19 protein-coding genes are annotated in these 24,759 nt (G+C 65.7%); 16 read left to right on the top strand and 3 right to left on the bottom strand.

Annotated elements, in window-relative coordinates:
- Window positions 1-22 precede the first annotated feature (22 nt).
- On the bottom strand, window positions 23-3,553 hold the full coding sequence (locus V9K97_RS12205) for a transglutaminase family protein (protein ID WP_337318312.1): 3,531 nt from the start codon (window positions 3,551-3,553) through the stop codon (window positions 23-25).
- Between the two features lie 140 nt (window positions 3,554-3,693).
- Between V9K97_RS12205 and V9K97_RS12200 the strand changes: the two genes are divergently transcribed.
- The 4 genes from V9K97_RS12200 to V9K97_RS12185 all read left to right on the top strand — a co-directional run bounded on the left by V9K97_RS12200 (window position 3,694) and on the right by V9K97_RS12185 (window position 9,289).
- A complete protein-coding gene (locus V9K97_RS12200) occupies window positions 3,694-6,138 on the top strand; it encodes a DNA internalization-related competence protein ComEC/Rec2 (RefSeq protein WP_337318311.1) in 2,445 nt (814 codons plus the stop codon).
- Window positions 6,139-6,229: 91 nt separating this feature from the next.
- Window positions 6,230-7,729 carry a circularly permuted type 2 ATP-grasp protein gene (locus V9K97_RS12195; RefSeq protein ID WP_258508487.1) on the top strand — a complete coding sequence of 500 codons (1,500 nt, stop codon included), beginning with the start codon at window positions 6,230-6,232 and terminating at the stop codon, window positions 7,727-7,729.
- 44 nt (window positions 7,730-7,773) lie between these two features.
- Window positions 7,774-8,730 carry an alpha-E domain-containing protein gene (locus tag V9K97_RS12190; protein ID WP_157614652.1) on the top strand — a complete coding sequence of 319 codons (957 nt, stop codon included), beginning with the start codon at window positions 7,774-7,776 and terminating at the stop codon, window positions 8,728-8,730.
- Window positions 8,731-8,743: 13 nt separating this feature from the next.
- The gene (locus V9K97_RS12185) at window positions 8,744-9,289 is read left to right on the top strand and encodes a prolyl hydroxylase family protein (RefSeq protein WP_258507755.1); all 546 of its coding nucleotides are present in this window, start codon (window positions 8,744-8,746) and stop codon (window positions 9,287-9,289) included.
- Between the two features lie 18 nt (window positions 9,290-9,307).
- Here V9K97_RS12185 and glpK read toward each other — a convergent pair whose 3' ends face one another.
- Window positions 9,308-10,801 (bottom strand): glycerol kinase GlpK, encoded by a 1,494-nt coding sequence (gene glpK / locus V9K97_RS12180; protein WP_337318308.1) that lies wholly within the window; start codon window positions 10,799-10,801, stop codon window positions 9,308-9,310.
- Window positions 10,802-11,167: 366 nt separating this feature from the next.
- A complete protein-coding gene (locus V9K97_RS12175; protein WP_337318306.1) occupies window positions 11,168-11,935 on the bottom strand; it encodes a DeoR/GlpR family DNA-binding transcription regulator in 768 nt (255 codons plus the stop codon).
- A 121-nt stretch (window positions 11,936-12,056) separates the two neighbouring features.
- On the opposite strand from V9K97_RS12175, the gene glpD reads away from it, so the two are divergent.
- The 12 genes from glpD (at window position 12,057) to V9K97_RS12115 (ending at window position 24,752) form a co-directional block, all read left to right on the top strand.
- Entirely contained in the window at window positions 12,057-13,730 is a 1,674-nt protein-coding gene (gene glpD / locus V9K97_RS12170) for a glycerol-3-phosphate dehydrogenase (RefSeq protein WP_337318304.1), read from the top strand.
- Entirely contained in the window at window positions 13,730-14,803 is a 1,074-nt protein-coding gene (locus tag V9K97_RS12165; RefSeq protein ID WP_337318302.1) for an ABC transporter ATP-binding protein, read from the top strand. Before glpD ends, V9K97_RS12165 begins: the two co-directional genes overlap by 1 nt.
- Window positions 14,804-14,805: 2 nt before the next feature.
- Window positions 14,806-15,876, top strand: coding sequence for an ABC transporter ATP-binding protein (locus tag V9K97_RS12160; RefSeq protein WP_281148660.1), 1,071 nt, complete (start codon window positions 14,806-14,808; stop codon window positions 15,874-15,876).
- A gap of 55 nt (window positions 15,877-15,931) precedes the next feature.
- The gene (locus tag V9K97_RS12155; protein WP_157614645.1) at window positions 15,932-16,822 is read left to right on the top strand and encodes a carbohydrate ABC transporter permease; all 891 of its coding nucleotides are present in this window, start codon (window positions 15,932-15,934) and stop codon (window positions 16,820-16,822) included.
- Entirely contained in the window at window positions 16,819-17,631 is an 813-nt protein-coding gene (locus V9K97_RS12150; protein ID WP_337314586.1) for a carbohydrate ABC transporter permease, read from the top strand. Before V9K97_RS12155 ends, V9K97_RS12150 begins: the two co-directional genes overlap by 4 nt.
- Before the next feature lies 1 nt (window position 17,632).
- On the top strand, window positions 17,633-17,941 hold the full coding sequence (locus V9K97_RS12145; RefSeq protein WP_126749024.1) for a DUF2160 domain-containing protein: 309 nt from the start codon (window positions 17,633-17,635) through the stop codon (window positions 17,939-17,941).
- 92 nt (window positions 17,942-18,033) lie between these two features.
- Window positions 18,034-19,854: an ABC transporter substrate-binding protein gene (locus V9K97_RS12140; RefSeq protein WP_337296227.1), complete on the top strand. Its 1,821-nt coding sequence runs from the start codon at window positions 18,034-18,036 to the stop codon at window positions 19,852-19,854.
- 156 nt (window positions 19,855-20,010) lie between these two features.
- The gene (locus V9K97_RS12135; RefSeq protein ID WP_337318300.1) at window positions 20,011-20,991 is read left to right on the top strand and encodes a dialkylrecorsinol condensing enzyme; all 981 of its coding nucleotides are present in this window, start codon (window positions 20,011-20,013) and stop codon (window positions 20,989-20,991) included.
- Window positions 20,981-22,117 (top strand): beta-ketoacyl-ACP synthase III, encoded by a 1,137-nt coding sequence (locus V9K97_RS12130; protein ID WP_337318298.1) that lies wholly within the window; start codon window positions 20,981-20,983, stop codon window positions 22,115-22,117. The genes V9K97_RS12135 and V9K97_RS12130 overlap by 11 nt, the downstream gene beginning before the upstream one ends.
- 2 nt (window positions 22,118-22,119) lie before the next feature.
- Complete coding sequence (locus tag V9K97_RS12125; protein WP_337296230.1) at window positions 22,120-22,515, top strand: hypothetical protein; 396 nt, start codon at window positions 22,120-22,122, stop codon at window positions 22,513-22,515.
- A complete protein-coding gene (locus V9K97_RS12120) occupies window positions 22,512-23,492 on the top strand; it encodes a BtrH N-terminal domain-containing protein (RefSeq protein WP_337318296.1) in 981 nt (326 codons plus the stop codon). The genes V9K97_RS12125 and V9K97_RS12120 overlap by 4 nt, the downstream gene beginning before the upstream one ends.
- Window positions 23,493-23,843: 351 nt before the next feature.
- Window positions 23,844-24,752: an ABC transporter ATP-binding protein gene (locus V9K97_RS12115; RefSeq protein ID WP_337318294.1), complete on the top strand. Its 909-nt coding sequence runs from the start codon at window positions 23,844-23,846 to the stop codon at window positions 24,750-24,752.
- Window positions 24,753-24,759 lie beyond the last annotated feature (7 nt).

The following is a 24,759-nucleotide window of genomic DNA, read 5'->3' as shown; positions in this document are numbered from 1 at the left end:
CCTTGCGTCCCTTTAAGGCCTTTCACCGCCGCAAATCGAGGGTGAACGGGAATTCGCGGCTGCCCGCGAGCTCGATGGTGGCCGGCGGCGTGCGCATCAGGCCGGGCGTATGGCCCATGCGCGCAAAGCGCGACATGCGCCGGCTTTCCGCCTCATAGGCGTTCACAGGCAGGGTGTCGTAGTTGCGTCCGCCCGGGTGGGCCACGTAGTACTGGCAGCCGCCCAGCGAGCGCTTCATCCAGGTGTCGACAATGTCGAAGGTGAGCGGCGCATGCGCGCCAATGCTCGGATGCAGCGCCGAAGGCGGGTTCCAGGCCTTGTAGCGCACGCCCGCCACGAACTCGCCCACGGTGCCGGTGGGCTGCAGCGGCAGTACCTTGCCGTTGACGGTGATCACGTGGCGGCTTTCGTTCAGGCCGGTCACGCGCACCTCGATGCGTTCGAGCGACGAATCGACATAGCGCACCGTGCCGCCGGCCGAGCCTTCTTCGCCCATCACGTGCCAGGGCTCCAGCGCGTTGCGCAGCGAAAGCTCCACGCCCATGGCCTGCACTTGGCCCACCAGCGGGAAGCGGAACTCGAAATGCGGCGCGAACCAGTCGATGTCGAACGCAAAACCGGCTTGGCGCATTTCGCTGATCACGTCGTCGAAGTCCATCTTGACGAAAGTCGGCAGCAGGAAGCGGTCGTGCAGCTCGGTGCCCCAGCGCGTGACGGGCGCCTTGTAGGGCTCGTCCCAGAAGCGCGCGACCAGGGCGCGGATCAGCAGCTGCTGCGCAATGCTCATGCGCGCATGCGGCGGCATTTCAAACGCGCGCAGTTCGAGCAGGCCGAGGCGGCCGGTGCTCGAATCGGGCGAGTAGAGCTTGTCGATGCAGAACTCGCTGCGGTGCGTGTTGCCCGACACGTCGATCAGGATGTTGCGAAGTGTGCGGTCGACCAGCCACGCCGGCATGTTCTGGCCATGGATCTCGCGGTTCCGCGCGATTTCCTTCAGGGCGATTTCGAGCTCGTAGACCTGGTCGTTGCGTGCTTCGTCCACGCGCGGCGCCTGGCTGGTCGGGCCGATGAACATGCCCGAGAACAGATAGCTCAGCGACGGATGGTTGTGCCAGTAGAGCAGCAGGCTGGCCAGCAGCTCGGGGCGCCGCAGGAAGGGGCTGTCGGCCGGCGTGGCGCCGCCCATCACAAAGTGGTTGCCGCCGCCGGTGCCGGTGTGGCGGCCGTCGGTCATGAACTTCTCGGCCGACAGGCGGGTTTCGAAGGCGGCGTTGTAGAGAAACTCGGTGTGGTCGACCAGTTCCTTCCAGCTGTGCGCCGGATGGATGTTGACTTCGATCACGCCCGGGTCCGGGGTGACGGCCAGCATTTTCAGGCGCGGATCGCGCGGCGGCGGATAGCCTTCCATCACGATGCGCATGCCGAGCTGCTCGGCCGTGGCTTCGACGGCTGCGACCAGGTCGAGGTAGTCCTCCAGGCGCGCGAGCGGCGGCATGAAGACGTACAGCACGCCCGAGGCGCTGCCCTTTTTCTCGGCCGCCGGGCCGTTGGCGCGGCGCGGGTCGCGCACTTCGACGCACAGCGCGGTGCGCGTGACCCAGTGGGCCGATTCGCCGCGCAAGGGCTGGCGGGTGGCCGGGTTCGCGGAGCGGTCTGCGGTTTCGGCCGCCGCATCGCCCTTCGCTGCATCGCCGGTGGTGGCTGCGCTGCCGCCGGGCGACTGCATGCGCAAGGCGGCGGGCACCGCGGGCGGGGCACCGAAGTCGTAGGGCACGGCGCCAAGGTCGGCGCCCGTTGCACCGCCCGCAGGTACCGCGTAACGCGCGCGGTAGTCGGCTGAAGTAGGCAACGCGGCGCGCGGTGCGGTCGGGTCGCGCTCGACCAGGTAGGGATAGTCGCCCTTGCTGGCCCAGGGCTGCGAGTCGAGCGGCAGCCGGTAGCCCATGGGCGAATCGCCCGGAATCAGGTAAAGCCGGTCGTCGCGCAGGAACCAGGGGCCGGTTTTCCAGCCCGGGCCTGCGAGTGCGGGCGCATCGGCATCGGCGTTGCCGGGTTCGAGCGGCAGCATGTAGCCGATGACCGCGTCGAGCTTTTGCGTGAACACGCGGCGCAGGCGAACCCGCTCGAGCTCGTCGTCGAGTTTCGATTCGAACGGGTCGACGTTCACCGGCAACCGGCGTTCGCGCCACAGGTAGTAGTAGACGTCTTCATAACCGGGCTGCACATAGCGCTCGGTAATGCCGAGCTTGTGCGCCAGCACGGTGGTGAAGCGGCGGGCGTCTTCGCTCGTGTAGTGCGTGGGCACGCGCTCGTCGGCAAAGAGCTCGGGGTTGTGCCAGAGCGTCTGGCCGTCGGCACGCCAGAAGATCGAAAGCGCCCAGCGCGGCAACTGCTCGCCCGGGTACCACTTGCCCTGGCCGAAGTGGAGAAAGCCGCCCTGGCCGTATTCGGCGCGCAGCCTGTGAACCAGCTCGGTGGCATAGCCGCGCTTGGTGGGGCCGAGCGCATCGGTGTTCCATTCGGGCGCGTCGCGGTCGCTGGTGGCCACATAAGTGGGCTCGCCGCCCATGGTGAGCCGCACGTCGCCGGCTTTCAGGCGCGCATCGACCGCATCGCCGAGCGCGAGCACTTCGGCCCATTGCTCTTCGGTGTAGGGCTTGGTGACGCGCGGCGATTCGTAGATGCGCGTGACCTTCATCTCGTGGCCGAACTCGACCTCCGACTCGTCGACGCCGCCTTCGATGGGCGCCGCGCTCGAAGGCGTGGGCGTGCAGGCGAGCGGAATGTGGCCTTCGCCGGCCATGAGGCCCGAGGTGGCATCCAAGCCGACCCAGCCCGCGCCGGGCAGGAACACTTCGCACCAGGCGTGCAGGTCGGTGAAGTCGACCGTGGTGCCGCTCGGGCCGTCGAGCGCCTTCACGTCGGGGGTCAGCTGGATCAGGTAGCCCGAGACGAAACGCGCCGCCAGGCCGCAATGGCGCAGCAGCTGCACCAGCAACCAGCCTGAGTCGCGGCACGAGCCGCTGCCGTTGGTCAGCGTTTCTTCCGGCGTCTGCACGCCGGGCTCCATGCGGATCAGGTAGTTGACGTCTTTCTGTACCTGCTGGTTGAGGCCGACCAGGAAGTCGATGGTGCGCTGTTCCTTGCGGTCGATCTTGTCCAAGTAGGCCGAAACGAGCGGCGTGGCTTCTTCGGTGACCAGGTAGGGCGCGAGTTCCTCGGCCTGCGAAGCGGTGTACTTGAACGGAAAGTTCTCGGCCTGCGGCTCGAGGAAGAAGTCGAACGGGTTGTAGACCGCCATCTCGACCACCAGGTCGACCGTGACCTTGAACTCGCGCGTCTTCTCGGGAAACACGAGCCGCGCCTGGTAGTTGGCGAACGGGTCCTGCATCCAGTTGACGAAGTGCTCGGCCGGCTCGACCTTGAGCGAATACGAGATGACGTTGCTGCGGCAATGCGGCGCGGGACGCAAGCGCACGACCTGCGGGCCCAACTGCACCAGGCGGTCGTATTTGTAGTGGGTGACGTGGTGGAGTGCGGCGTGAATGGACATGCGTTTTGTGTGCAGTACTGCGAGATTGCATCGAAAAGATGTCTCTTGTGAGACGCATACTAGCCCAGATACCAAGCAATTAACGCGCCATTGAGCGTGGGTCCGGGGAGGGCTTGCATCGTGTGTTCTGGAGTTTGCCGTTGACGCGCGCACGGGCGTCGGGCGGCGCCGCGGCCGGATCGTGGGCCTTTGCTGCGCTGGGTGGGACCTTGGTCGGTGCGGCGTTGCAGCTGCATCAGGCGCGGCTATGGAGCGCGGCGTTCTATGCGGCTTTGTTCTTCGCTGGCCTTGCGGGACTGGCGGTGCTCTCCAGGCGGCGAACGTCTTATTTGCCGATGCTCGTTGCCCTGGCCTGCGGCGCATCCGCCGGGGGTGGCCTTGCGGGATGGCGGGCGGCGGCCTACGCGAATGGCGCATTGGACCCGGCCCTCGAAGGGCGCGATCTCCAGGTGACCGGCGTGGTGGCGCAAATGCCCCAGCACAACGAAGGCGGCACGCGTTTCCGGCTCGATGTCGAATCGGCTCGCTGGGCCGATGAGCGCGTTGAAACTTCGGTTCGTGTGCCGGCGCGCATTTCGCTCGGCTGGTATCGCGACGACACCAGCTTGTGGGGGCGCGCGCCGGAAGGGCGTGCCGGCGCAACGGCCGACGCGGCGGCCCCGCTGCATGCGGGTGAACGCTGGCGCCTCACGGTGCGGCTGAAGGCGCCGCACGGCAACCTCAATCCGCATGGTTTCGACAACGAGCTGTGGATGTGGGAGCAGGGTGTGCGCGCCAGCGGCTATGTGCGAACGGGCGCTCGCGATGCCGCACCGATGCGCCTTCAAGCCACATGGCTGCACCCGCTCGAACGTGCGCGCGAAGCAGTGCGCGATGCGGTGTTCGAACGCGTGGCCGACGCACGGCAGGCAGGCGTGATTGCCGCCCTTGTCACTGGCGACCAGGGCGCCATCGACCGCAGCGACTGGGACATTTTTCGCGCCACCGGGGTTGCGCACCTGATGTCGATCTCGGGCCTGCACATCACCATGTTCGCTTGGCTCGCCGCGCACGCGGTGGGGGCGGCGTGGCGGCGCAGCGTATGGCTCATGCTGCGCTTTCCCGCGCCGCAGGCCGCACTCGTCGGCGGCGTGCTGTTGGCCGGGCTGTATGCGCTCTTCAGCGGCTGGGGCGTTCCCTCGCAGCGCACAGTCTGGATGCTGGCCACAGCGGCGCTGCTGCGGCTTACCGGGCGGCGCTGGCCATGGCCGCATGTGTGGCTGCTGATCGCGGCGGTGGTGGTGGCTATCGACCCTTGGGCGCTGATGCAGGCGGGCTTCTGGCTCAGCTTCGTCGCGGTCGGCGTGCTGTTCACGACCGGCTTCATGAGGCCTGCCGGCGAGACAACCGGGCCATCGCTCCGGCTGTTGGCGTTTTTTCGCGAGCAATGGGTGATCACGCTGGCTCTTACCCCGCTGAGCCTGCTGCTTTTTCAGCAGGTGTCGGTAGTGGGCCTGCTGGCCAATGCGGTCGCTATTCCGTGGGTGACGCTCGTGATCACGCCGCTGGCGATGCTGGGGGCCGCTGTGCCGCCTCTTTGGGACCTTGCCGCGTGGGCCGTGCAGGCGCTGGCCGTGCTGCTGAAGTGGCTTGCCGCCTTGCCCTATGCCACGCTCTCGATGGCCGCTCCCCCAGTGTGGATGGCCGGCTTTGGCGTGGCGGGCGGGGTGCTGCTGGCCATGCGCCTGCCGTGGTCGCTGCGTTTGGTCGGCCTGCCGCTTCTGCTGCCGGTGCTGCTGTGGCAGGCGCCCCGGCCCCCCGCCGGGCAGTTCGAAGTGCTTGCGGCCGACATCGGGCAGGGGAACGCGGTTCTCGTGCGCACCGCAACCCACAGCCTGCTGTACGACGCCGGCCCGCGCTACAGCCTGGAGAGCGACGCCGGCCATCGCGTGCTGGTGCCCTTGCTGCGTGCACTGGGCGGACGGCTGGACATGCTTGTGCTGAGCCACCGCGACAGCGACCACACCGGCGGCGCGGCCGCGGTGCTCGCCATGCAGCCCCAGGCCGAAGTCCTGAGCTCGATCGAAGCCACCCATCCGCTGCAGGCCGTCCGCCCGAACCGGCGCTGCGAAGCGGGCCAGCGCTGGACCTGGGACGGGGTGGATTTCGAAATTCTCCATCCCGCGCCGACCGACTATCTTTTCTTCACCAAGCCCAACGCGATTTCATGCGTGCTGCGCATCGCGAACGGCCGCGCCACGGTGCTGCTGGCCGGCGACATCGAACGCCTGCAGGAGGCCGCCCTGGTGGCGCGAACCCCGGAGCTTCGCGCCGACGTGCTGCTCGCGCCGCATCACGGCAGCAAGACCTCGTCGAGCGCGGCGCTGCTCGAAGCGGTGCGTCCGCGCGTTGCGCTGGTCCAGGCGGGCTATCGCAACCGCTTCGGCCATCCGGCCCGCGAGGTGGTCGAGCGTTATGCCGCCCATGGCGTGCGGCTCGTCGAAAACGTGCCTTGCGGCGCAGCGCTATGGCGCAGCCAGGCACCGGAAGAGGTTGGCTGCGAGCGGGAGCGCAATGCCCGGTATTGGCACCATCGCCTGCCTTGAAAAGCGGCGCGCGGTGCGGAATCCGCGCCAACATAGGGCTTTCACTGGCCTCGAACTTGCTAAGCTATGGCTCAAGGAGATTGGTCGTTCCATGCACAAATTCGATGAGATGTATGAGCAGTTGCCCTATGCGGGGTCTGCAATCAGGCAGCACTACAAGCGCTACGACCAATGGCTTGCAAAGCAGCCCGGCGAGGTCATGCGGGCGCGGCGAGAAGAGGCGGAAATGATCTTCCGCCGGGTCGGCATCACCTTTGCGGTGTACGGCGCCAAGGACGAAGACGGTTCGGGTACCGAGCGGCTCATTCCGTTCGACCTGTTGCCGCGCATCATTCCCGCCCATGAGTGGGAGAGCATGGAAAAAGGGCTGGTGCAGCGCGTGACGGCGCTCAACCGCTTCTTGCATGACGTGTATCACGACCAGGAAATCATCAAGGCCGGCATCATTCCGGCTGAGCAGATCCTGAACAACGCACAGTTCCGCCCCGAGATGATGGGGGTGAACGTGCCGCACAACGTCTACTCCAACATCTCGGGCATTGACATCGTCCGCGCTCCCGACGCCCAGGGCAACGGCGAGTACTACGTGCTCGAAGACAACCTGCGCGTGCCCAGCGGCGTGAGCTACATGCTCGAAAACCGCAAGATGATGATGCGGCTCTTTCCCGAGCTATTCAACCAGAACCGCATTGCGCCCGTGGCGCACTACCCCGACCTGCTGCTCGAAACGCTGCGCGCCAGCGCGCCGCCCGCCACGGCGGAACCCACCGTGGTCGTGCTGACCCCCGGCATGTACAACAGCGCCTACTTCGAGCACGCCTTCCTGGCCCAGCAAATGGGCGTGGAACTGGTCGAGGGGCAAGATCTCTTCGTACGCGACGACTTCGTCTACATGCGCACCACGCGCGGGCCGAAGCGCGTGGACGTGATCTACCGCCGCGTCGACGACGATTTTCTCGACCCCGAGGTGTTCCGCCCCACGTCCACGCTCGGTTGCGCGGGCCTGATGCGCGCCTACCGCGAGGGCAACGTCGTCATCTGCAATGCGGTGGGTACGGGCGTGGCCGACGACAAGTCGATCTACCCCTACGTGCCCAAGATGGTCGAGTTCTACCTCGGCGAGCAGCCGATCCTGAAGAACGTGCCCACCTACATGTGCCGCAACAAGGACGAGCTGCAATACACGCTCGACAACATGAAGGACCTGGTCGTCAAGGAGGTGCATGGCGCCGGCGGCTACGGCATGCTGATCGGCCCGGCCGCCACGGTGGCCGAGATCGAGGAGTTCAAGAAGGCCGTCATTGCCAAGCCCGACGGCTACATCGCTCAGCCCACGCTGAGCCTTTCCACATCGCCCACCTTCGTGGATGCCGGCATTGCGCCGCGCCACATCGACCTGCGTCCCTTCGTGCTCTCGGGCAAGGAAGTGCAGATGGTGCCAGGCGGCCTCACCCGCGTGGCGCTCAAGGAAGGCTCGCTGGTGGTCAATTCGTCGCAGGGCGGCGGCACCAAGGACACCTGGATCCTCGAGGCGGACCGCGGCGCCAAGCCCAAGGCGGGGCAATCGCAAAGCCAATCGCAGTCGGCCTGAACGCAGCAGGCAAGCAAGCAAAGCAAGGAATCAGGAGAACAAGAATGCTGTCACGCACTGCCGATCACCTCTATTGGATGTCGCGCTACACAGAGCGCGCGGAAAACACCGCGCGCATGCTCGACGTCAACTACCAGACCTCGCTCTTGCCCCAGTCGGCCGAAGTGGCCAAGTACGGCTGGCAGGGCGTGCTATCCATCAGCGAGCTGCTGCCTTCGTACAACAAGAAATACGAGCAGATCACGCCCAACGAGGTGATGGAGTTCATGGTCAAGGACGAGAGCAATCCGTCGTCGATCGTTTCCTGCCTCAAGGCGGCGCGCGAAAACGCACGCGCGGTTCGCGGCGCGCTCACCACCGAGGCTTGGGAAACGCAAAACACCACCTGGCTCGAAGTGAATCGCATGCTGCGCGCGGGAGATTTCGAGCGCGACCCGGCGCAGTTCTTCGAATGGGTCAAGTTCCGCTCGCATCTGTCGCGCGGCGTCACGCTCGGCACCATGCTGCAGGACGAGGCCTTTTACTTCTCGCGCCTGGGCACCTTTCTCGAGCGTGCCGACAACACCGCGCGGCTGGTGGACGTGAAGTTTCACGCCCTCAACAGCGAGTTCTTCGGCACCGCTACCGAGGAAGACCAAGAGTACGACTTCTATCACTGGAGCGCCATTCTGCGCAGCGTCTCAGCCTTCGAGGTGTACCGCAAGGTGTACCGCGACGTGATCAAGCCCGAGCGCGTGGCCGAGTTGCTCATTCTTCGCGCCGACATGCCGCGTTCGCTGCACGCGAGCCTGGTCGAGGTGGTGAACAACCTTGCCAAGGTGCAGAACGAGCAGAGCGCCGAAACCCAGCGCCGCGCCGGCAAGCTGCTGGCCGACCTTCAGTACGCGCGGGTCGACGAAATCCTGGCGACTGGGCTGCATGCCTACCTCACGCAGTTTCTGGATCGGGTGAACGAGTTGGGCGGTCGCATCAGCCAGGACTTTCTGGTTCCGGCGCACTGAGCATGGCAAACGCGTGCGGCTAGTCGCCCATTCGCCGCGTGCCTTCTCGATCGATGGCTTTCTCGAGCCAGAGGAGTGCGAAGAGCTGATCGCGCTTGCCGAGCGCGAAGGCTTCGCCTCGGCAGGTGTGCGAACCGCGGACGGGCCGAAGGCCATGCCGGCCATCCGCAACAACGAACGCGCGATGCTGCCTTCAGCGAACTGGGTTGCGCTGCTCTGGGCGCGGCTCGGAACAGTCTCGCTGCCCGAAGTGGCCGGGCATGTGGCGCGGGGGCTGCCGAAGGACCTGCGCTTCTACAAGTATTCGCCCGGCCAGCGCTTCAAGATGCACAAGGACGGGCCGTGGCGTGAAGACGGGCTCACGAGCCAACTCACGCTGCTCGTCTACCTGAACGACGGCTTCACGGGCGGCGACACCGACTTTCGCGAGTTCCGCGTAAAGCCCGAAGCCGGCGCCGCGTTGCTTTTCGTTCACGACACCTGGCATGAAGGTGCGGCGATCGAAGAGGGCACAAAGTACGTGCTGCGCTCCGACGTGATGTACGGCCCCGGCGCCTGAGCATGGGCGAGGCGGCGCTCAACTCGCCGTCGCCTGCCGCACTGCGCGCTCCCAGCGCGCCATCGATTCCTCGGCCTGCGCCCGGCCCATGGTCGGCATGAAGCGCCGCTCCACTTTCCACAGTTTCGACAACTGGCGTGCGTCGCTGTAGACGCCGGTCGACAGGCCCGCGAGGTAGGCGGCGCCCAGTGCCGTGGTCTCGATCACTTCGGGCCGTACCACGGGAATACCCAGCAGGTCGGCTTGGAACTGCATCAGCAGGTCGTTCACGCTGGCGCCGCCGTCGACGCGCAGCTCGGCCACGGGCGTGCCGCCGGCGGCGACCGCATCGCGGCTCATGGCCTGCAGCAGCGCGGCGCTCTGGTAGGCGATGCTTTCGAGCGCGGCGCGTGCGATGTGCGCCACCGTGGTTCCGCGCGTCAGGCCGGTGATGGTGCCGCGTGCATCGGCGTTCCAGTAGGGCGCGCCCAGGCCGGTGAAGGCCGGCACCATCATCACGCCGCCCGCGTCGGGCACGCTTTCGGCAAGCGACTGCACTTCGGCGCTGCCCTTGATGGCCTTGAGCCCGTCGCGCAGCCACTGCACCACGGCGCCGCCGACGAAGACGCTGCCTTCCATGGCGTACTGCGGCGTGGCGTCTGTCTGCGCGGCGCTGGTCACGAGCAGGCCGTTGTGTGAAGGCTGGAATGCCGCGCCCGTGTGCATGAGCAGGAAGCAACCGGTGCCGTAGGTGTTCTTGGCCATGCCGGCTGCAAAGCAGGCTTGGCCGAAGAGGGCGCTCTGCTGGTCGCCGGCCACGCCGCCGATGGGTAGGGCTCGGCCGAGCAGTGCCTCGTCGGTGTCTGCAAAGTGGGAGCTCGACGGTTGCACCTTGGGCATGAGCGCGGCGGGAATGTCGAGCGCCTTGAGGAGGTCGGCATCCCATTCGTTGCTGTGCACATTGAAGAGCATCGTGCGCGAGGCGTTGCTCACGTCGGTGACGTGCACCTTACCGCCGGTAAGCTGCCACATGAGCCAGCTGTCGACGGTGCCGAAGGCAAGATCGCCACGCTCGGCCTGGGCGCGTGCGCCGGGCACATTGTCGAGCAGCCAGCGCAGCTTGGTGCCGGAAAAATACGCGTCGATCACCAGTCCGGTCTTCTCCTGGATGGTGCTGGTCATGCCATCTTCGCGCAGCTTTGCGCACAGCGGTTCGGCGCGCCGGTCTTGCCACACGATGGCGTGGTGCACGGGCTGGCCCGTCTTGCGGTTCCACAGCACGGTGGTCTCGCGCTGGTTGGTAATGCCGATGGCATGGATGTCCGCGGGCTGGAGCTTGGCCTTGGCGAGTACCTCGCGTGCGGTGGCGAGCTGGCTTTGCCAGATCTCCATCGGGTCATGCTCGACCCAGCCCGGCCGCGGGTAGATCTGCGTGAGTTCCTTCTGCGCGATGGCGACGATGCGGCCTTCGCGGTCGAACACGATGCTGCGGGAGCTGGAGGTGCCCTGGTCGAGTGCTAGAAGGTAGGTCATGGCTTGGGTGTTCCTTGGAGTCTGGTCATGCTTGACTTGTGCTCTTGGCGCTGTGGTTCGGTTGCCGCTGTTTCAGGGCTTGTGCACAGGCCACCGGGTGCTCCCCTCCGCGAATGTCCCCCGGCTTCGCCTCCTCCTTTATTTCGCTGCGGGGAGCTCCCGATGCCCTGTGCACACCGGGCGCTGCGCTTGTTCCGCCCGATCAACCACCGCTCTTTGCAACGCTCACGTTGATGGGGTGCCTTGCGCAGCGAAATAAAGGAGGAGGCCGCAGGCCGGGGGACATTCGCGGAGCAAGGTACCCCGTCGGCGGGAGCGCACCCTGAATGCCTTCCAGCGCGGCAAACAAAACCACAAGCCCTCATCTCAATCGCGCGCAATCTCAAGCCGAACCTGCGCCGCATGCAGCAGGTCCGCAAAAGGCGCAGGCGGCTCCGCGTCGGTAAACAATCGGTCGATCTGCGAAAGAGTACCCAACTGGATCATCGCCGGCCGATTGAACTTGCTCGCGTCCGCCGCAAGCCACACCTCGCGCCCCTGCGCGATGATGGTTTGCGCCACCTTCACTTCACGCAAGTCGAAGTCGCGCAAGGAGCCGTCGGCCTCGATGCTCGACACGCCGATCAGCGCGATGTCGACCTTGAACTGCCGGATGAAATCGATCGTCGCCTCGCCCACGATGGCGCGGTCGCGCGGCCGCACCGAACCGCCCGCCACGATCACCTCGCACGAGGTGTTGCCGCTCAGGATGGTGGCCACGTTCAGGTTGTTGGTGATCACGCGCAAGCCCGTGTGGCGCAGCAGCGCCTTGGCAATGGCTTCGGTGGTGGTGCCGATGTTGAGGATCAGCGAACAGTCGTTGGGCACCAGCTCGGCAACGCGTCGCGCAATGCGCGCCTTGCCTTCGGCATGCAGTGTTTCGCGCTGCTGGTAGCCGATGTTCTCGGTGGTGGAACTCGGCACCCGCACGCCGCCATGAAAACGCGTGAGCAGGCCTTCGTCGGCCAGCCGCTGCACGTCGCGCCGCACCGTTTGCAGCGTGACGCCGAGCATCTCGGCCAGCTGTTCCACGGTGACGGAGCCGCGCGTGCGCACGGTATCGAGAAGGTTGATCTGGCGCGGATTGGAATTCACAAAAGCGTCGTGGAGAACGGGAAGACTCTCTGGAGAGTACAGGCCGCGCCACTTTAAAACGAAAGAAAACGAACCGTACTAAGGGAAAACTCGGAGGAAAATCGCGTCAAAAGGAATCCAAATGAAAAGACGCGAAAATACAATGGCGCCCTTCAGTGATCTAAGTCACGAACCAACGGGCCCATCTTCTGTGAGCGATTTCTCCTCCAATTCGCCTCTGTCGGCAACCGATTGCGATGTGCTGATCGTCGGCGGCGGCATCAACGGGTGCGGTATTGCGCGCGACCTGGCGGGCCGGGGCTGGCGCGTGGTGCTGTGCGAGAAGGACGATCTCGCCTCGCACACGTCTTCCTCATCGACCAAGCTCATCCACGGCGGGCTGCGCTACCTGGAGTATTACGAGTTCTCGCTCGTGCGCAAGGCACTGCAGGAGCGCGAAGTGTTGCTCAAGAGCGCGCCGCACATCATGTGGCCGCTTCGCTTCGTCATGCCGCATGATCCGTCGATGCGGCCTGGCTGGATGATCCGCATCGGCCTGTTCATGTACGACCACCTCGCCAAGCGCGAAGTGCTGCCGGGCTCGCGCAGCATCGACCTGCGCAGCCATGCGGCCGGCGCGCCGCTCAAGCCGCAGTTCAAGCGCGGCTTTGTCTATTCAGACGGCTGGGTCGACGACGCGCGGCTGGTGGTGCTCAATGCCGTGGACGCCCGGGCGCGCGGTGCCGAGGTGCTCACGCGCACTCGCTGCGTTCATGCGCAGCGCGACGCAGAAGGCTGGACGGCCACCCTCGAGGCCGCGGACGGCGGCATTCGCGTGGTGCGTGCCCGCGCGGTCGTCAATGCCGCGGGACCGTGGGCGGAATCGTTCCTGCGCGGCGTGGCGCAGTCGGCCAAGGGCGAGGCGCTGGCAACCCGGCACCTGCGGCTGGTCAAGGGCAGCCACATCGTGGTGCGGCGCCTCTTCGAGCACGACCATGCCTACATCTTCCAGAACCCCGACAAGCGCATCATCTTCGCGATTCCGTACCAGGACGAGTTCACGCTGATCGGCACCACCGACATCGAACTGAACGCCGACGATCCCGGCGCGGCGCGCATTGCCGACGAAGAAATCTCCTATCTCTGCACCCAGGCCAGCCGCTATTTCGAAAAGCCGATCGTGCCAGCCGACGTGGTCTGGACCTACTCGGGAGTGCGTCCGCTGCTGGACGACGCCTCGGGCGACCCCTCGGCCGTGACGCGCGACTACATGCTCGAGTCCAACACCACCGCGGCGCCTCTGCTGTCGGTATGGGGCGGCAAGATCACCACCTTTCGCAAGCTCGCCGAAGACGCGGCCGACGAGGTCGGCAAGATGCTCGGCCAGCCGAACATGCAACGCCCCGCCTGGACCGACGGCGCCTTTCTTGCGGGCGGCGACCTGTCCGGATGGATCGGCGCGCCGAAGCGCCCGGACGACGACTTCGAACGCTTCGTGACTGCCGTGCAGGCCCGCTACCCGTGGCTCGACGCCACGATTGCGCGGCGCCTCGCACGCGCCTATGGTGCGCGCGTGGCCGAGCTGCTTGGCGATGCGCAGTCCATGGCCGACATGGGCGACGCCGTGGCGCCGGGGCTTCATGAGGGCGAACTGCGGTTTCTGCAGGAGAGCGAATGGGCCATGAGCGCGGACGACGTGCTCTGGCGCCGGTCGAAGCTCGGCCTGCGCTACACGGCCGAAGAACGCGCGCAGGTGGCCGCCTGGCTGCAGGCGCATGCAAAGAACAACAGCAACACGATCAACCGGGAGCGCTGATGCAATTGACTCTGGAGCGCGTCACCAAGAAGGTCGGCGCGCAAACATGGCTCTACGAGCAGAGCATCGCCCCGAGGAGCGGCGCGGTCACCGTGCTGCTGGGCGCCACCCAGGCCGGCAAGACCAGCCTGATGCGGCTCATGGCGGGGCTCGACACGCCGACCACCGGCAAGGTGCTGGTCGACGGCAAGGACGTCACCGGCATGCCGGTGCGCGAGCGCAATGTCGCCATGGTGTACCAGCAGTTCATCAACTACCCGTCGCTCAAGGTGGCCGACAACATCGCCTCGCCGCTCAAGCTGCGCGGTGAGAAGAACGTCGATGCCCGGGTGCGCGAGCTGGCCGACAAGCTGCACATCGGCATGTTCCTCGACCGCTATCCGGCGGAGCTCTCGGGCGGGCAGCAGCAGCGCGTGGCGCTGGCGCGCGCGCTCGCCAAGAATGCGCCGCTCATGCTGCTCGACGAGCCGCTGGTCAACCTCGACTACAAGCTGCGCGAAGGCCTGCGCGAGGAGCTGACGCAGCTGTTCGCAAGCGGCGATTCCACCGTGATCTATGCCACCACCGAGCCCGGCGAGGCGCTGCTGCTCGGCGGCTACACGGCCGTGATGGACGCGGGCGAGCTGTTGCAATACGGGCCGACGGCCGAAGTGTTCCACGCGCCGCAGTCGCTGCGCGTGGCGCGCGCCTTCAGCGATCCGCCGATGAACCTGCTGCCCGGCACCGCATCGGCCGGCCGCGTGCAACTTGCCGGCGGCCCGGCGCTGGCACTGGCCGTGCCTGAAAACGTTTCGGGCGCTGTCACCGTCGGCCTGCGGGCGAGCGCGCTCAACGTGGGCGCGGGGGAGGACGACATCGGCCTGCCCGGCAAGGTGGAGCTGGCCGAAATTTCGGGCTCCGACACCTTCGTTCACGTCGATACCGCGGTCGGCGAACTGGTGGCGCAGCTCACCGGTGTGCACCGCTTCGAATTGGGCGCCTCGATCACGCTGTATTTCAGCCCGTCGCAAGCCTATGTGTTCGATGCCGGCGAAAAGCTGGCGCTTGCGCCGGCATGGCGCAAAGGAAACTAGTCATGGCACGCATCGACCTGGACCTGGCCCACGCCTACCGCCCCAACCCCACGCAGGACAGCGACTATGCGCTGCTGCCGCTGCAGATGAGCTTTCGCGACGGCGGCGCCTATGCCTTGCTCGGCCCCTCGGGCTGCGGCAAGACGACCATGCTGAACATCATTTCGGGCCTGCTGGTGCCTTCGCAGGGCACGGTGAAGTTCGACGGCCGCGACATGACGCGCGCCACGCCGCAGGAACGCAACATCGCGCAGGTGTTCCAGTTTCCGGTGATCTACGACACCATGACGGTGGCCGAGAACCTCGCGTTCCCGCTGCGCAACCGCAAGGTGCCTGAAGACCAGATCAAGAAGCGCGTGGGCGAGATCGCCGAAATGCTCGACATGAGCGGCCAGCTCAACCAGCGCGCGGCAGGCCTCGCGGCCGATGCCAAGCAGAAGATCTCGCTCGGCCGCGGGCTGGTGCGCAGCGATGTGTCGGCCGTGCTGTTCGACGAGCCGCTCACGGTGATCGACCCGCACCTGAAGTGGCAGCTGCGCCGCAAGCTCAAGCAGATTCACCGCGAGCTCAAGCTCACGCTGATCTACGTGACGCACGACCAGGTCGAGGCGCTTACCTTTGCCGAAGAGGTCGTGGTCATGACGCGCGGCAAGGCCGTGCAGGTGGGCAGCGCCGAGGCGCTGTTCGAGCGGCCGGCCCACACCTTCGTCGGCCACTTCATCGGCTCGCCCGGCATGAATTTCCTGGCGGCAAACAACACGAACGGCGCGCTCGAAGTGGCAGGCACGCCGCTGGTCCCGACGCGCCAGTTGCCCGAAGGCTCGATCAAGCTGGGCATCCGGCCCGAATACCTGCGGGTGGTCGAAGCGCGCGCGCAGGGCGCCGTGCCTGCCACCGTCACGCAGGTGCAGGACGTGGGCACCCACGCGATGCTGAGCGCCGACGCCGGCGGCACCGCGCTCAAGGCGCGCCTGCATGCCGATGCGCCGCTGCCCGCCGTAGGCGAGACCGTGTGGCTGCGCGTGCTGGACACCCACACCTGCTATTACCGCGACGAGGAGCTGGTTGCATGAAGAACAACGCATCGCAACAAGGCCGCGCCAACCCCGTACAGAAGATGGAAGCCCCATGGACGCCGTGAACAAACCCATCAACCAGAAGGCCTGGTGGCTGGTGCTGCCGGTACTGATCTGCGTGGCCTTCTCGGCCATCGTGCCGCTAATGACGGTCGTCAACTACTCGGTGCAAGACATCATCTCGCCCGAGCGCCGCGTTTTCGTCGGCACCGAATGGTTTGCCGCCGTCATGCGCGACGGTGAGCTCCATGCTGCGCTCTGGCGCCAGCTCGGCTTCTCGCTGTCGGTGCTCGCGGTCGAGATTCCCCTGGGCATTGCGCTCGCGCTCTCGATGCCGGCCACGGGATGGAAGTCGTCGGCGGTGCTGGTGGTGGTGGCGCTGTCGCTGCTCATTCCCTGGAACGTGGTCGGAACCATCTGGCAGATCTATGGCCGCGCCGACATCGGGCTCCTGGGCCATGCGCTGCAGAAGATGGGCATCAACTACAGCTACACCGGCGACGCCACCGACGCGTGGCTCACCGTGCTGATGATGGACGTGTGGCACTGGACCCCATTGGTGGCGCTGCTGTGCTTTGCGGGCCTGCGCTCGATACCCGATGCCTACTACCAGGCCGCGCGCATCGACGGCGCCAGCAAGTTTGCGGTGTTCCGCTACATCCAGCTGCCCAAGATGCGCGGCGTGCTGATGATTGCGGTGCTGCTGCGCTTCATGGACAGCTTCATGATCTACACCGAGCCGTTCGTGCTGACCGGCGGCGGGCCCGGCAATGCGACGACGTTCCTGAGCCAGTACCTCACGCAGAAGGCGGTCGGCCAGTTCGACCTGGGCCCGGCGGCGGCTTTCTCGCTGATCTATTTCCTGATTATTTTGCTGCTGTGCTTCATCCTCTACAACTGGATGCAGCGCGTCGGTACCCAGAAGGCGGAGGTGGAGCAATGAACGAGCGCAGATTCCGCAAGCGCAGCATCTTCCTGCTGCTCTACATTCTTTTCGCGCTGTTGCCCATCTACTGGATGGTCAACATGAGCTTCAAGACGAATGCCGAAATTCTTTCGAGCTTCTCGTTCTTTCCGCAGCAGTTCACCTGGGCCAACTACACGCGCATCTTCACCGACGCTTCGTGGTACTCGGGCTATATCAACAGCCTGATCTACGTGGGCATCAACACGGTGATCTCGCTGACCGTGGCGCTGCCGGCGGCCTATGCGTTTTCGCGCTATTCGTTCCTGGGCGACAAGCACGTTTTTTTCTGGCTGCTGACCAACCGCATGACGCCGCCCGCGGTGTTCCTGTTGCCGTTCTTCCAGCTCTACAGCACCGTGGGGCTGATGGACACGCACTTGGGTGTGGCGCTCGCGCACCTGCTGTTCAACGTGCCGCTGGCCGTGTGGATTCTGGAAGGCTTCATGAGCGGCATTCCGCGCGAGATCGACGAAACCGCCTACATCGACGGCTACAGCTTTCCGAAGTTCTTCATCCGCATTTTTCTGCCGCTGATCAAGGCCGGCGTGGGCGTGGCGGCGTTCTTCTGCTTCATGTTCAGCTGGGTGGAGCTGCTGCTGGCGCGCACGCTGACCAGCGTCAACGCCAAGCCGATTGTTGCAACCATGACGCGCACCGTGAGCGCCTCGGGCATGGACTGGGCTACGCTTGCGGCGGCCGGCGTGCTCACCATCGTGCCGGGTGCCATCGTGATCTGGTTCGTGCGGCACTACATCGCCAAGGGCTTTGCGATGGGGAGAGTCTGAAATGTTTGCCTGGATGTCCTGGACCACTCCGGTGGCCGTGTTCTTCATCTGCATCGCGCTCATGCTGGTCGGCATGACGGTGTGGGAGATCAAGTCGCCCACCACGCTGCGGCGCGGCTGGCTGCCGATCGAGACCACGCGCGGCGACCGCCTGTTCATCGGGCTGCTCTCGGCGGCCTATATCAACCTGATCTACATCGGCCTTGCGGAATGGGCAAAGTCTGCAATGACGCTGCAGGCCGAGCCGTCGATCTGGATCGGCTTTGTGTTTTCGATGCTGGTGCTCGCGCTGATCATGCGCAAGGGCTAGCTCGCGTACTCCGGCAATTCGGCCCGGTGCTTCCCCGGGGCCGAGGTGAATACAGCCGCACACGGGGAAGCGAAGGAACGAGGAGATAAACCATGAAGTTGCGCTACACCGCGCTCGCGGCCGCTATGGTGCTGGCACTGTCGGCCTGCGGAAAGAAGGACGAGCCTGCGGCCCAGGCTCCGGCAAGTACCCCGGCACCGGCTCCGGCAGCGGCGCCCGCCGCGGCCACCCCGGCGGCGGCACCGGCGGCGCCCGATGCGGCGGCCAAGTGGATCGACAGCGAATTCCAGCCGTCGACGCTCAGCAAGACGCAGCAGGCCGAAGAACTGAAATGGTTCGTCGATGCCGCGGCAAAGCTCAAGGCCAAGGGGGTGACCGAGATCTCCGTGGTCTCCGAAACCATCACCACGCATGAATACGAGTCGAAGACGCTGGCCCGCGCCTTCGAGGAAATCACCGGCATCAAGGTGAAGCACGACCTGATCCAGGAAGGCGACGTGGTCGAGAAACTGCAGACCTCCATGCAGTCGGGCAAGTCGATCTACGACGGCTGGATTTCGGACTCGGACCTGATCGGTACCCACTACCGCTACGGCAAGATGATGAACCTGACCGACTACATGGCCGGTCCGGGCAAGGAGTTCACCAACCCCGGCCTCGACGTTGCCGACTTCATCGGCACCAAGTTCACCACCGCGCCCGACGGCAAGCTCTACCAGCTGCCCGACCAGCAGTTTGCCAACCTGTACTGGTTCCGCGCCGACCTGTTCGACCGCCCCGACCTGAAGGAAAAGTTCAAGGCCAAGTACGGCTACGACCTGGGCGTGCCGCTCAACTGGAGCGCCTACGAGGACATCGCCGAGTTCTTCAGCGTGGACGTGAAGACCATTGACGGCAAGCCGATCTACGGCCACATGGACTACGGCAAGAAGGACCCGTCGCTGGGCTGGCGCTTCACCGATGCATGGCTCTCGATGGCCGGCACCGCGGACGTCGGCATTCCGAACGGCCTGCCGATCGACGAGTGGGGCATTCGCGTGGCCGACGACAAGTGCACGCCGGTGGGCGCGGCCGTGTCGCGCGGCGGCGCCACCAACTCGCCGGCGGCGGTGTATGCGCTGACCAAGTACGTGGACTGGATGAAGAAGTACGCGCCGCGTGAAGCCACCGGCATGACCTTCGGCGAAGCCGGCCCCGTGCCCGCCCAGGGCCAGATCGCGCAGCAGATCTTCTGGTACACGGCCTTCACGGCGGACATGGTCAAGCCGGGCCTGCCGGTGGTCAACGCCGACGGCACGCCCAAGTGGCGCATGGCCCCGGGACCGAACGGCCCCTACTGGAAGCAGGGCATGCAGAACGGCTACCAGGACGTGGGTTCGTGGTCGTTCTTCAAGGGCCATGACGAGAACAAGACCGCGGCAGCCTGGCTGTACGCGCAGTTCGTCACCTCCAAGACGGTGTCGCTCAAGAAGACCGTCGTGGGCCTGACGCCCATCCGCGAATCGGACATCAAGTCGCAGGCGATGACCGACATGGCGCCCAAGCTGGGCGGCCTGGTCGAGTTCTACCGCAGCCCGGCGCGCGTGGCGTGGTCGCCGACCGGCACCAACGTGCCCGACTATCCGAAGCTGGCCCAGCTCTGGTGGAAGAACGTGGCCGAGGCCGTCACCGGCGAGAAGACGCCGCAGAAGGCAATGGACACGCTGGCCGACGAGATGGACGACGTGATGGCCCGCCTGGAGCGCGCAGGCATGGACAAGTGCGCGCCCAAGCTCAACCCGAAGGGCGACCCCGCCAAGTGGCTGAGCGACCAGCACGCCCCCTGGAAGAAGCTGGCCAACGAGAAGCCGAAGGGTGAAACCATCGAGTACAACAAGCTGCTCACGGCCTGGAAGGAAGGCAAGGTGCGCTGACCCTTCAGCGTTCTTTCTGGCCCTCTCAAGAGCCGCGCCCCAAAGGCGCGGCTTTTTTTCGTCTATTCGTGGGATCGGCGCGACGGCATGACCAATGGCAGATGCGCCTGGCGTACGGTTGGCTTACATTCGACGGCCCTCGTTTCGCCCCAGCAAGTGACTTCAAGCATTTCCAGCCCCGCCGCGCGCCCCAAACGTGTCCTGGTGATTCACTATTCGCAGACCGGCCAGCTCGGCAGCGTCGCCGAGCAGATCGTTGCGCCGCTCAGAACCGATCCGGGAATCTCCGTGCATGTCGAAACGCTGCGGCCGCTGGCGGATTTTCCGTTTCCCTGGCCCTTCCTGACCTTCTTCGACGCCTTTCCCGAGTCGGCGCACCTGAAGCCGCCGCCGCTGGCGCCGCTTTCGCTCACAGGGGACGAGCACTTCGACCTGGTCATCCTGCCGTACCAGGTCTGGTTCCTGGCGCCGTCGCAGCCGATCGTCGCCTTCCTGAAGCATCCGCTGGCAGCGCAACTGCTGCAGGGCAAGCCCGTCGTTACAGTGATCGCCTGCCGCAACATGTGGCTGCTGGCGCACGAAAAGCTCAAGGGCCTGCTCGACGCCGTCGGCGCCCGCCTGATCGACAACGTGGTGCTGACCGACCCCGGCCCGACGCTGGCCACCTTCTTCACCACGCCGGCCTGGCTGATCTGGGGCCGCAAGCGCGGTTTCTGGGGCATGCCCGACGCCGGCCTCAGCGAAGGGCAGATCCGCGGTGCCGGCCGTTTTGGCCGCGCGCTGCGCGAGGCGCTGCACAACGATCTCGAACGCGGATCGCAGCCACTGCTCTACGGCCTGGGGGCCGTTCAGGCGAATGCAAAGCTCCTGATCAGCGAAAAGGCCGGCACCCGCAGCTTTTTTCTCTGGGGCAAGCTGATCATGGCCGCGGGGCGGCCGGGCGCGTGGCAGCGCAAGCCGTTGCTGCTGCTGTACGTGGCCTTCCTCCTCGTGCTCATTGTCACGGTCGTGCCTGTGAGCTTGACGCTCCAGGCGCTGCTGCGGCCGCTGTTCAAGGGGTGGCTGACTAAAATGACAGCTCATTTCGAGCGCCCGTCGGGCTCGGCCACGGACCGTTCTCCCCGCTATGACGACTGATGTCTTCCTGACCCGCACTGCCGCCTTTCTGCCCTTTTCCCCGGTCAGCAATGAAGACATCGAAGACGTTCTCGGTCGCATCGGCGGCAAGGCTTCGCGCGCGCGGCGGCTGATTCTTCGCAGCAACGGCATCCAGTCGCGGCATTACGCGATCGACCGGGCCACCGGCGAGCTCGCCATGAGCAACGCGCAGCTCACCGCTTCGGCCATCCGGGCGCTGGGCGACGACATCGGGCCGGTCGATTGCCTGGTGACCGGCACTTCGCTTCCCGACCAGCTGATGCCCAACCACGCGGTCATGGTGCACGGCGAGCTTGGCTGGCCCCGGCTCGAAGTGGTGGCTTGCGCGGGCATCTGCCTGGCGGGCACCACGGCGCTCAAGCACGCCTGGCTTTCGGTGCGTTCAGGCGACGCCCGCCGTGCGGTTGCCACGGGCTCGGAATTGGCCTCGGCCGTGATGCGCGGCTCCCGCTTCGAGGCCGAGCTGGAGCACAAGCTGCAGGCGCTCGAGGAACGGCCCGAAATCGCTTTTGAAAAAGACTTTCTGCGCTGGATGCTTTCCGATGGTGCCGGCGCCGTGCTGCTCGAGCGCGAGCCGCGCGGCCCGCTGTCGCTGCGCGTGGAGTGGATCGACCTGTCTTCCGCCGCGCACGAGCTGCCAGTGTGCATGTATGCAGGCGCCGACAAGAACCCCGAAGGCGGCCTGGACGGCTGGGCGCGCACCGCGCCCGAAGACTGGCAGCGCGAGTCGACCTTTGCCGTGAAGCAGGACGTGCGCCTGCTCAACGAGAACATTGTTCGCGCCACGCTGGGCGAGCCGCTGGCGGCCATCATCGAGAAGCGCGGCCTGAAGGCTTCAGATGTCGACTGGTTCCTGCCGCATCTCTCGTCCGGCTACTTCATCGAGCCTGTGAGCCAATGCCTGGAGGCGATGGGTTTTGCCATTCCGCGCGAGCGCTGGTTCAGCAATCTCGCGACCAAGGGCAACACCGGCTCGGCATCGCCCTACATCATGCTCGACGAGCTGTTCCGTTCGGGCCGCATCAAGCCCGGCCACAAGCTGCTGATGTTCGTGCCCGAAAGCGGCCGCTTCTCCAGCGGCTTCATCTACCTGGAAGCCATCTAGCCATGGACCTCGACGCCGTTCCGCAAGAAGGCAACGCCACCCTCGATGGCCACGCCAAGCTCATGTACGCGCGCGATGCGCAGGGCCGCGTGGTCACCACGCGCTCGCGCGGCTGGGAGGCGGAAGAAATCGTCACCAGCCACGCAGTTGACGTGCTCGTCGAACAGGCGCAGGCCGCGAAGGAGCGAGTGACCCAGGGGCTCGCGTCTCCGCTCGAATACTGGATGTACGAGCGCCGCATGGACGTGGCACTGCTCTCGCAGACCAGCGGCTTCTGGCAATGGCGCGTGCGGCGCCACCTGAAGCCCAAGCATTTCGCGGCGCTGCCCGCGAAGCACCTGGCGCGCTACTCCGAGGCGCTGGGCCTGCCCGTTTCCACCTTGCAAGGCCTGCCGTGAAATTCAAACACCAGCAAGCGGCGCATTGCGAAAGCGGCGTCATCTCGAACCTGATGCGCCACCACGGCGTGCCCATGACCGAGAGCATGGCGCTCGGCCTGTCGTCGGCCTTGTCGTTCGCCTACCTGCCGTTCATCAAGTTGTCGGGGTTGCCGCTCATCTCGTACCGCATGCCGCCCAAGGCCATCATCAAGGGCTTGCTGTCGCCGATGGCCGCGCGCTTCCGCTTCGAGACCTTTAGCAGCCCGGAAGCCGGCGCACAGCGCCTGGACGCACTCCTGGCCGACGGGCAGCTCGTGGGCTTGCAGACCTCGGTCTACTGGCTGCCGTACTTTCCGCCCAACATGCGCTTTCACTTCAACGCGCACAACCTGCTGGTGTACGGCAAGGAAGGCGACGACTACCTGATCAGCGACCCAGTGTTCGAAGAGCCGGTACGTTGCGCCAGCGCCGACCTTTCGCGCGCGCGCTTCGCCAAGGGCGTGCTCGCGCCCAAGGGCCTCATGTACTACCCGCAGGCCATCGAGCGCAAGACGGTCGATGCGGCCTCGGTCACAAAGGCCATCCGCAAGACCGTGCGCAACATGCTGGCGCCCATTCCCATCGTCGGCGTGCGCGGCATGCGCACGCTGGCCAACCGCATGCAGAAGCTTTCCCCGGCCGATCCGCGCAGCGTCGACTTCATCGGCCACGTGGTGCGCATGCAGGAAGAAATCGGTACCGGCGGGGCAGGCTTCCGCTTTATCTACGCCGGCTTTCTGCAAGAGGCCGCGGTACTGCTCGACAAGCCGCAGCTGCAGCAGATGTCCGAACGGCTCATCGCCATCGGCGACGGCTGGCGCGCTTTCGCACTCAAGGCGGCGCGCATGGTGAAGGGGCGCGAGCCGGTCGATCCTGCCGCGCTGGCTGGCAAGCTGCGGGAGCAGGCGCAGCAGGAAGAGGCCTTCTTTCGAGATTTGAAGACTGCTGTTGCTTGAGATGACGCACTGGCTTTCTGCTTGCCGTGTTGAGTTTGATCTGGGGCGTTCAGGGCGCGCACCCGCCGACGGGGTACCTTTCTCCGCGAATGTCCCCCGGCCTGCGGCCTCCTCCTTTATTTCGCTGCGCAAGGCACCCCGCCAGCGGGTGCGTTGGGCAGAGCAGTCGTCGATCAGCGTTGCACCACGGGCGTGCCCAAGTGCACAGGGCATCGGGTGCTCCACGCACCGAAATAAAGGAGGAGGGCGAAGCCCGGGGGACATTCGCGGAGGGGAGTACCCGGTGGCCTTTGCACAAGCCCTGGAACAGCAGCGCCCCAAACAACAGCGCCCCCAACGAGCAACAACCACATGCTCGAACTGAAGAACCTCAGCTACCGCTACCCGCATGCAGACGCATCCGCGTTGGCCGAAGTCTCGCTCGCGGTTCCCAGGGGTTCGGTGATGGGCTTGCTCGGCCCCAACGGCGCAGGCAAGACCACGTTGATCTCGCACTTGTCGGGTGCGCTGGCAGTGCAGTCGGGCGAAATCCACATCGACGGCCAGCCGCTTCAACAGGTCAGGGCAAAGACGCCAACCCGCATCGCCGTCGCCCCGCAGGACCAGGCCTTCTACCCCATGCTCACCGTGGCCGAGAACCTCGCATGCTTTGCCGCGGCAGGTGGACTTTCTGGCGAGCGCAAGAAGACGCGCATCGAAGCCTGCACGCGCTTTTCGCAGCTTGAGCAGTTCGCGGGTGTGCGGGCCGAGCGGCTCTCGGGTGGCCTGAAACGCCGATTGAACCTTGCGATTGCGCTGTTGCCGGAGCCTGAGTTGATGCTGTTCGACGAGCCCACCGTGGGCGTCGATCCGCAATCGCGCGCTTTCATTCTCGATGCCATCAAGAGCCTGGCGCAGCAGGGCGCCGCAGTGATCTATGCCTCGCACTACATGGAAGAGATCGAGGCCATCGCCGACCGGGTTGCCATTCTTGACCATGGCCGAGTGCTGCGCGAAGGCTCGCTCGAAGAGCTGCTGTCGAAGAGCGCAATGCTTCTGACGCTCGCGGCCGACGGGCTCGACGAGGCCATGCTCTCGCGCTTTGGAACGGTGGAGCCTGGGGGCGTGCATTGGCGCGTGCACCTGCACGAAGGCACCGGGCCCGGTCCGGTGCTGGCGACGCTCGAGGCCGAAGGCATCGAGGTGCGCCACGCGGAGTTCGGGCGCCACGATCTGGAGCAGCTCTTCATGGCGCTCACCCACCGTTCCTTGCGCGACTGAACACACC

The organism is Variovorax sp. CCNWLW186 (genome assembly GCF_037203865.1).
Taxonomy (GTDB): domain Bacteria; phylum Pseudomonadota; class Gammaproteobacteria; order Burkholderiales; family Burkholderiaceae_C; genus Variovorax.
This window is presented reverse-complemented; position numbering and strand designations above follow the sequence as displayed.

Coding starts and splice junctions, on each gene's coding strand:
- V9K97_RS12140 (WP_337296227.1), top strand. CDS start 18,034: ATGAAGTTGCGCTACACCGCGCTCGCGGCCGCTATGGTGCTGGCACTG.
- V9K97_RS12150 (WP_337314586.1), top strand. CDS start 16,819: ATGAACGAGCGCAGATTCCGCAAGCGCAGCATCTTCCTGCTGCTCTAC.
- V9K97_RS12165 (WP_337318302.1), top strand. CDS start 13,730: ATGCAATTGACTCTGGAGCGCGTCACCAAGAAGGTCGGCGCGCAAACA.
- V9K97_RS12160 (WP_281148660.1), top strand. CDS start 14,806: ATGGCACGCATCGACCTGGACCTGGCCCACGCCTACCGCCCCAACCCC.
- V9K97_RS12195 (WP_258508487.1), top strand. CDS start 6,230: ATGCACAAATTCGATGAGATGTATGAGCAGTTGCCCTATGCGGGGTCT.
- V9K97_RS12145 (WP_126749024.1), top strand. CDS start 17,633: ATGTTTGCCTGGATGTCCTGGACCACTCCGGTGGCCGTGTTCTTCATC.
- V9K97_RS12115 (WP_337318294.1), top strand. CDS start 23,844: ATGCTCGAACTGAAGAACCTCAGCTACCGCTACCCGCATGCAGACGCA.
- V9K97_RS12130 (WP_337318298.1), top strand. CDS start 20,981: ATGACGACTGATGTCTTCCTGACCCGCACTGCCGCCTTTCTGCCCTTT.
- V9K97_RS12155 (WP_157614645.1), top strand. CDS start 15,932: ATGGACGCCGTGAACAAACCCATCAACCAGAAGGCCTGGTGGCTGGTG.
- V9K97_RS12205 (WP_337318312.1), bottom strand. CDS start 3,553: ATGTCCATTCACGCCGCACTCCACCACGTCACCCACTACAAATACGAC.
- V9K97_RS12125 (WP_337296230.1), top strand. CDS start 22,120: ATGGACCTCGACGCCGTTCCGCAAGAAGGCAACGCCACCCTCGATGGC.
- V9K97_RS12190 (WP_157614652.1), top strand. CDS start 7,774: ATGCTGTCACGCACTGCCGATCACCTCTATTGGATGTCGCGCTACACA.
- glpK (WP_337318308.1), bottom strand. CDS start 10,801: ATGACCTACCTTCTAGCACTCGACCAGGGCACCTCCAGCTCCCGCAGC.
- glpD (WP_337318304.1), top strand. CDS start 12,057: ATGAAAAGACGCGAAAATACAATGGCGCCCTTCAGTGATCTAAGTCAC.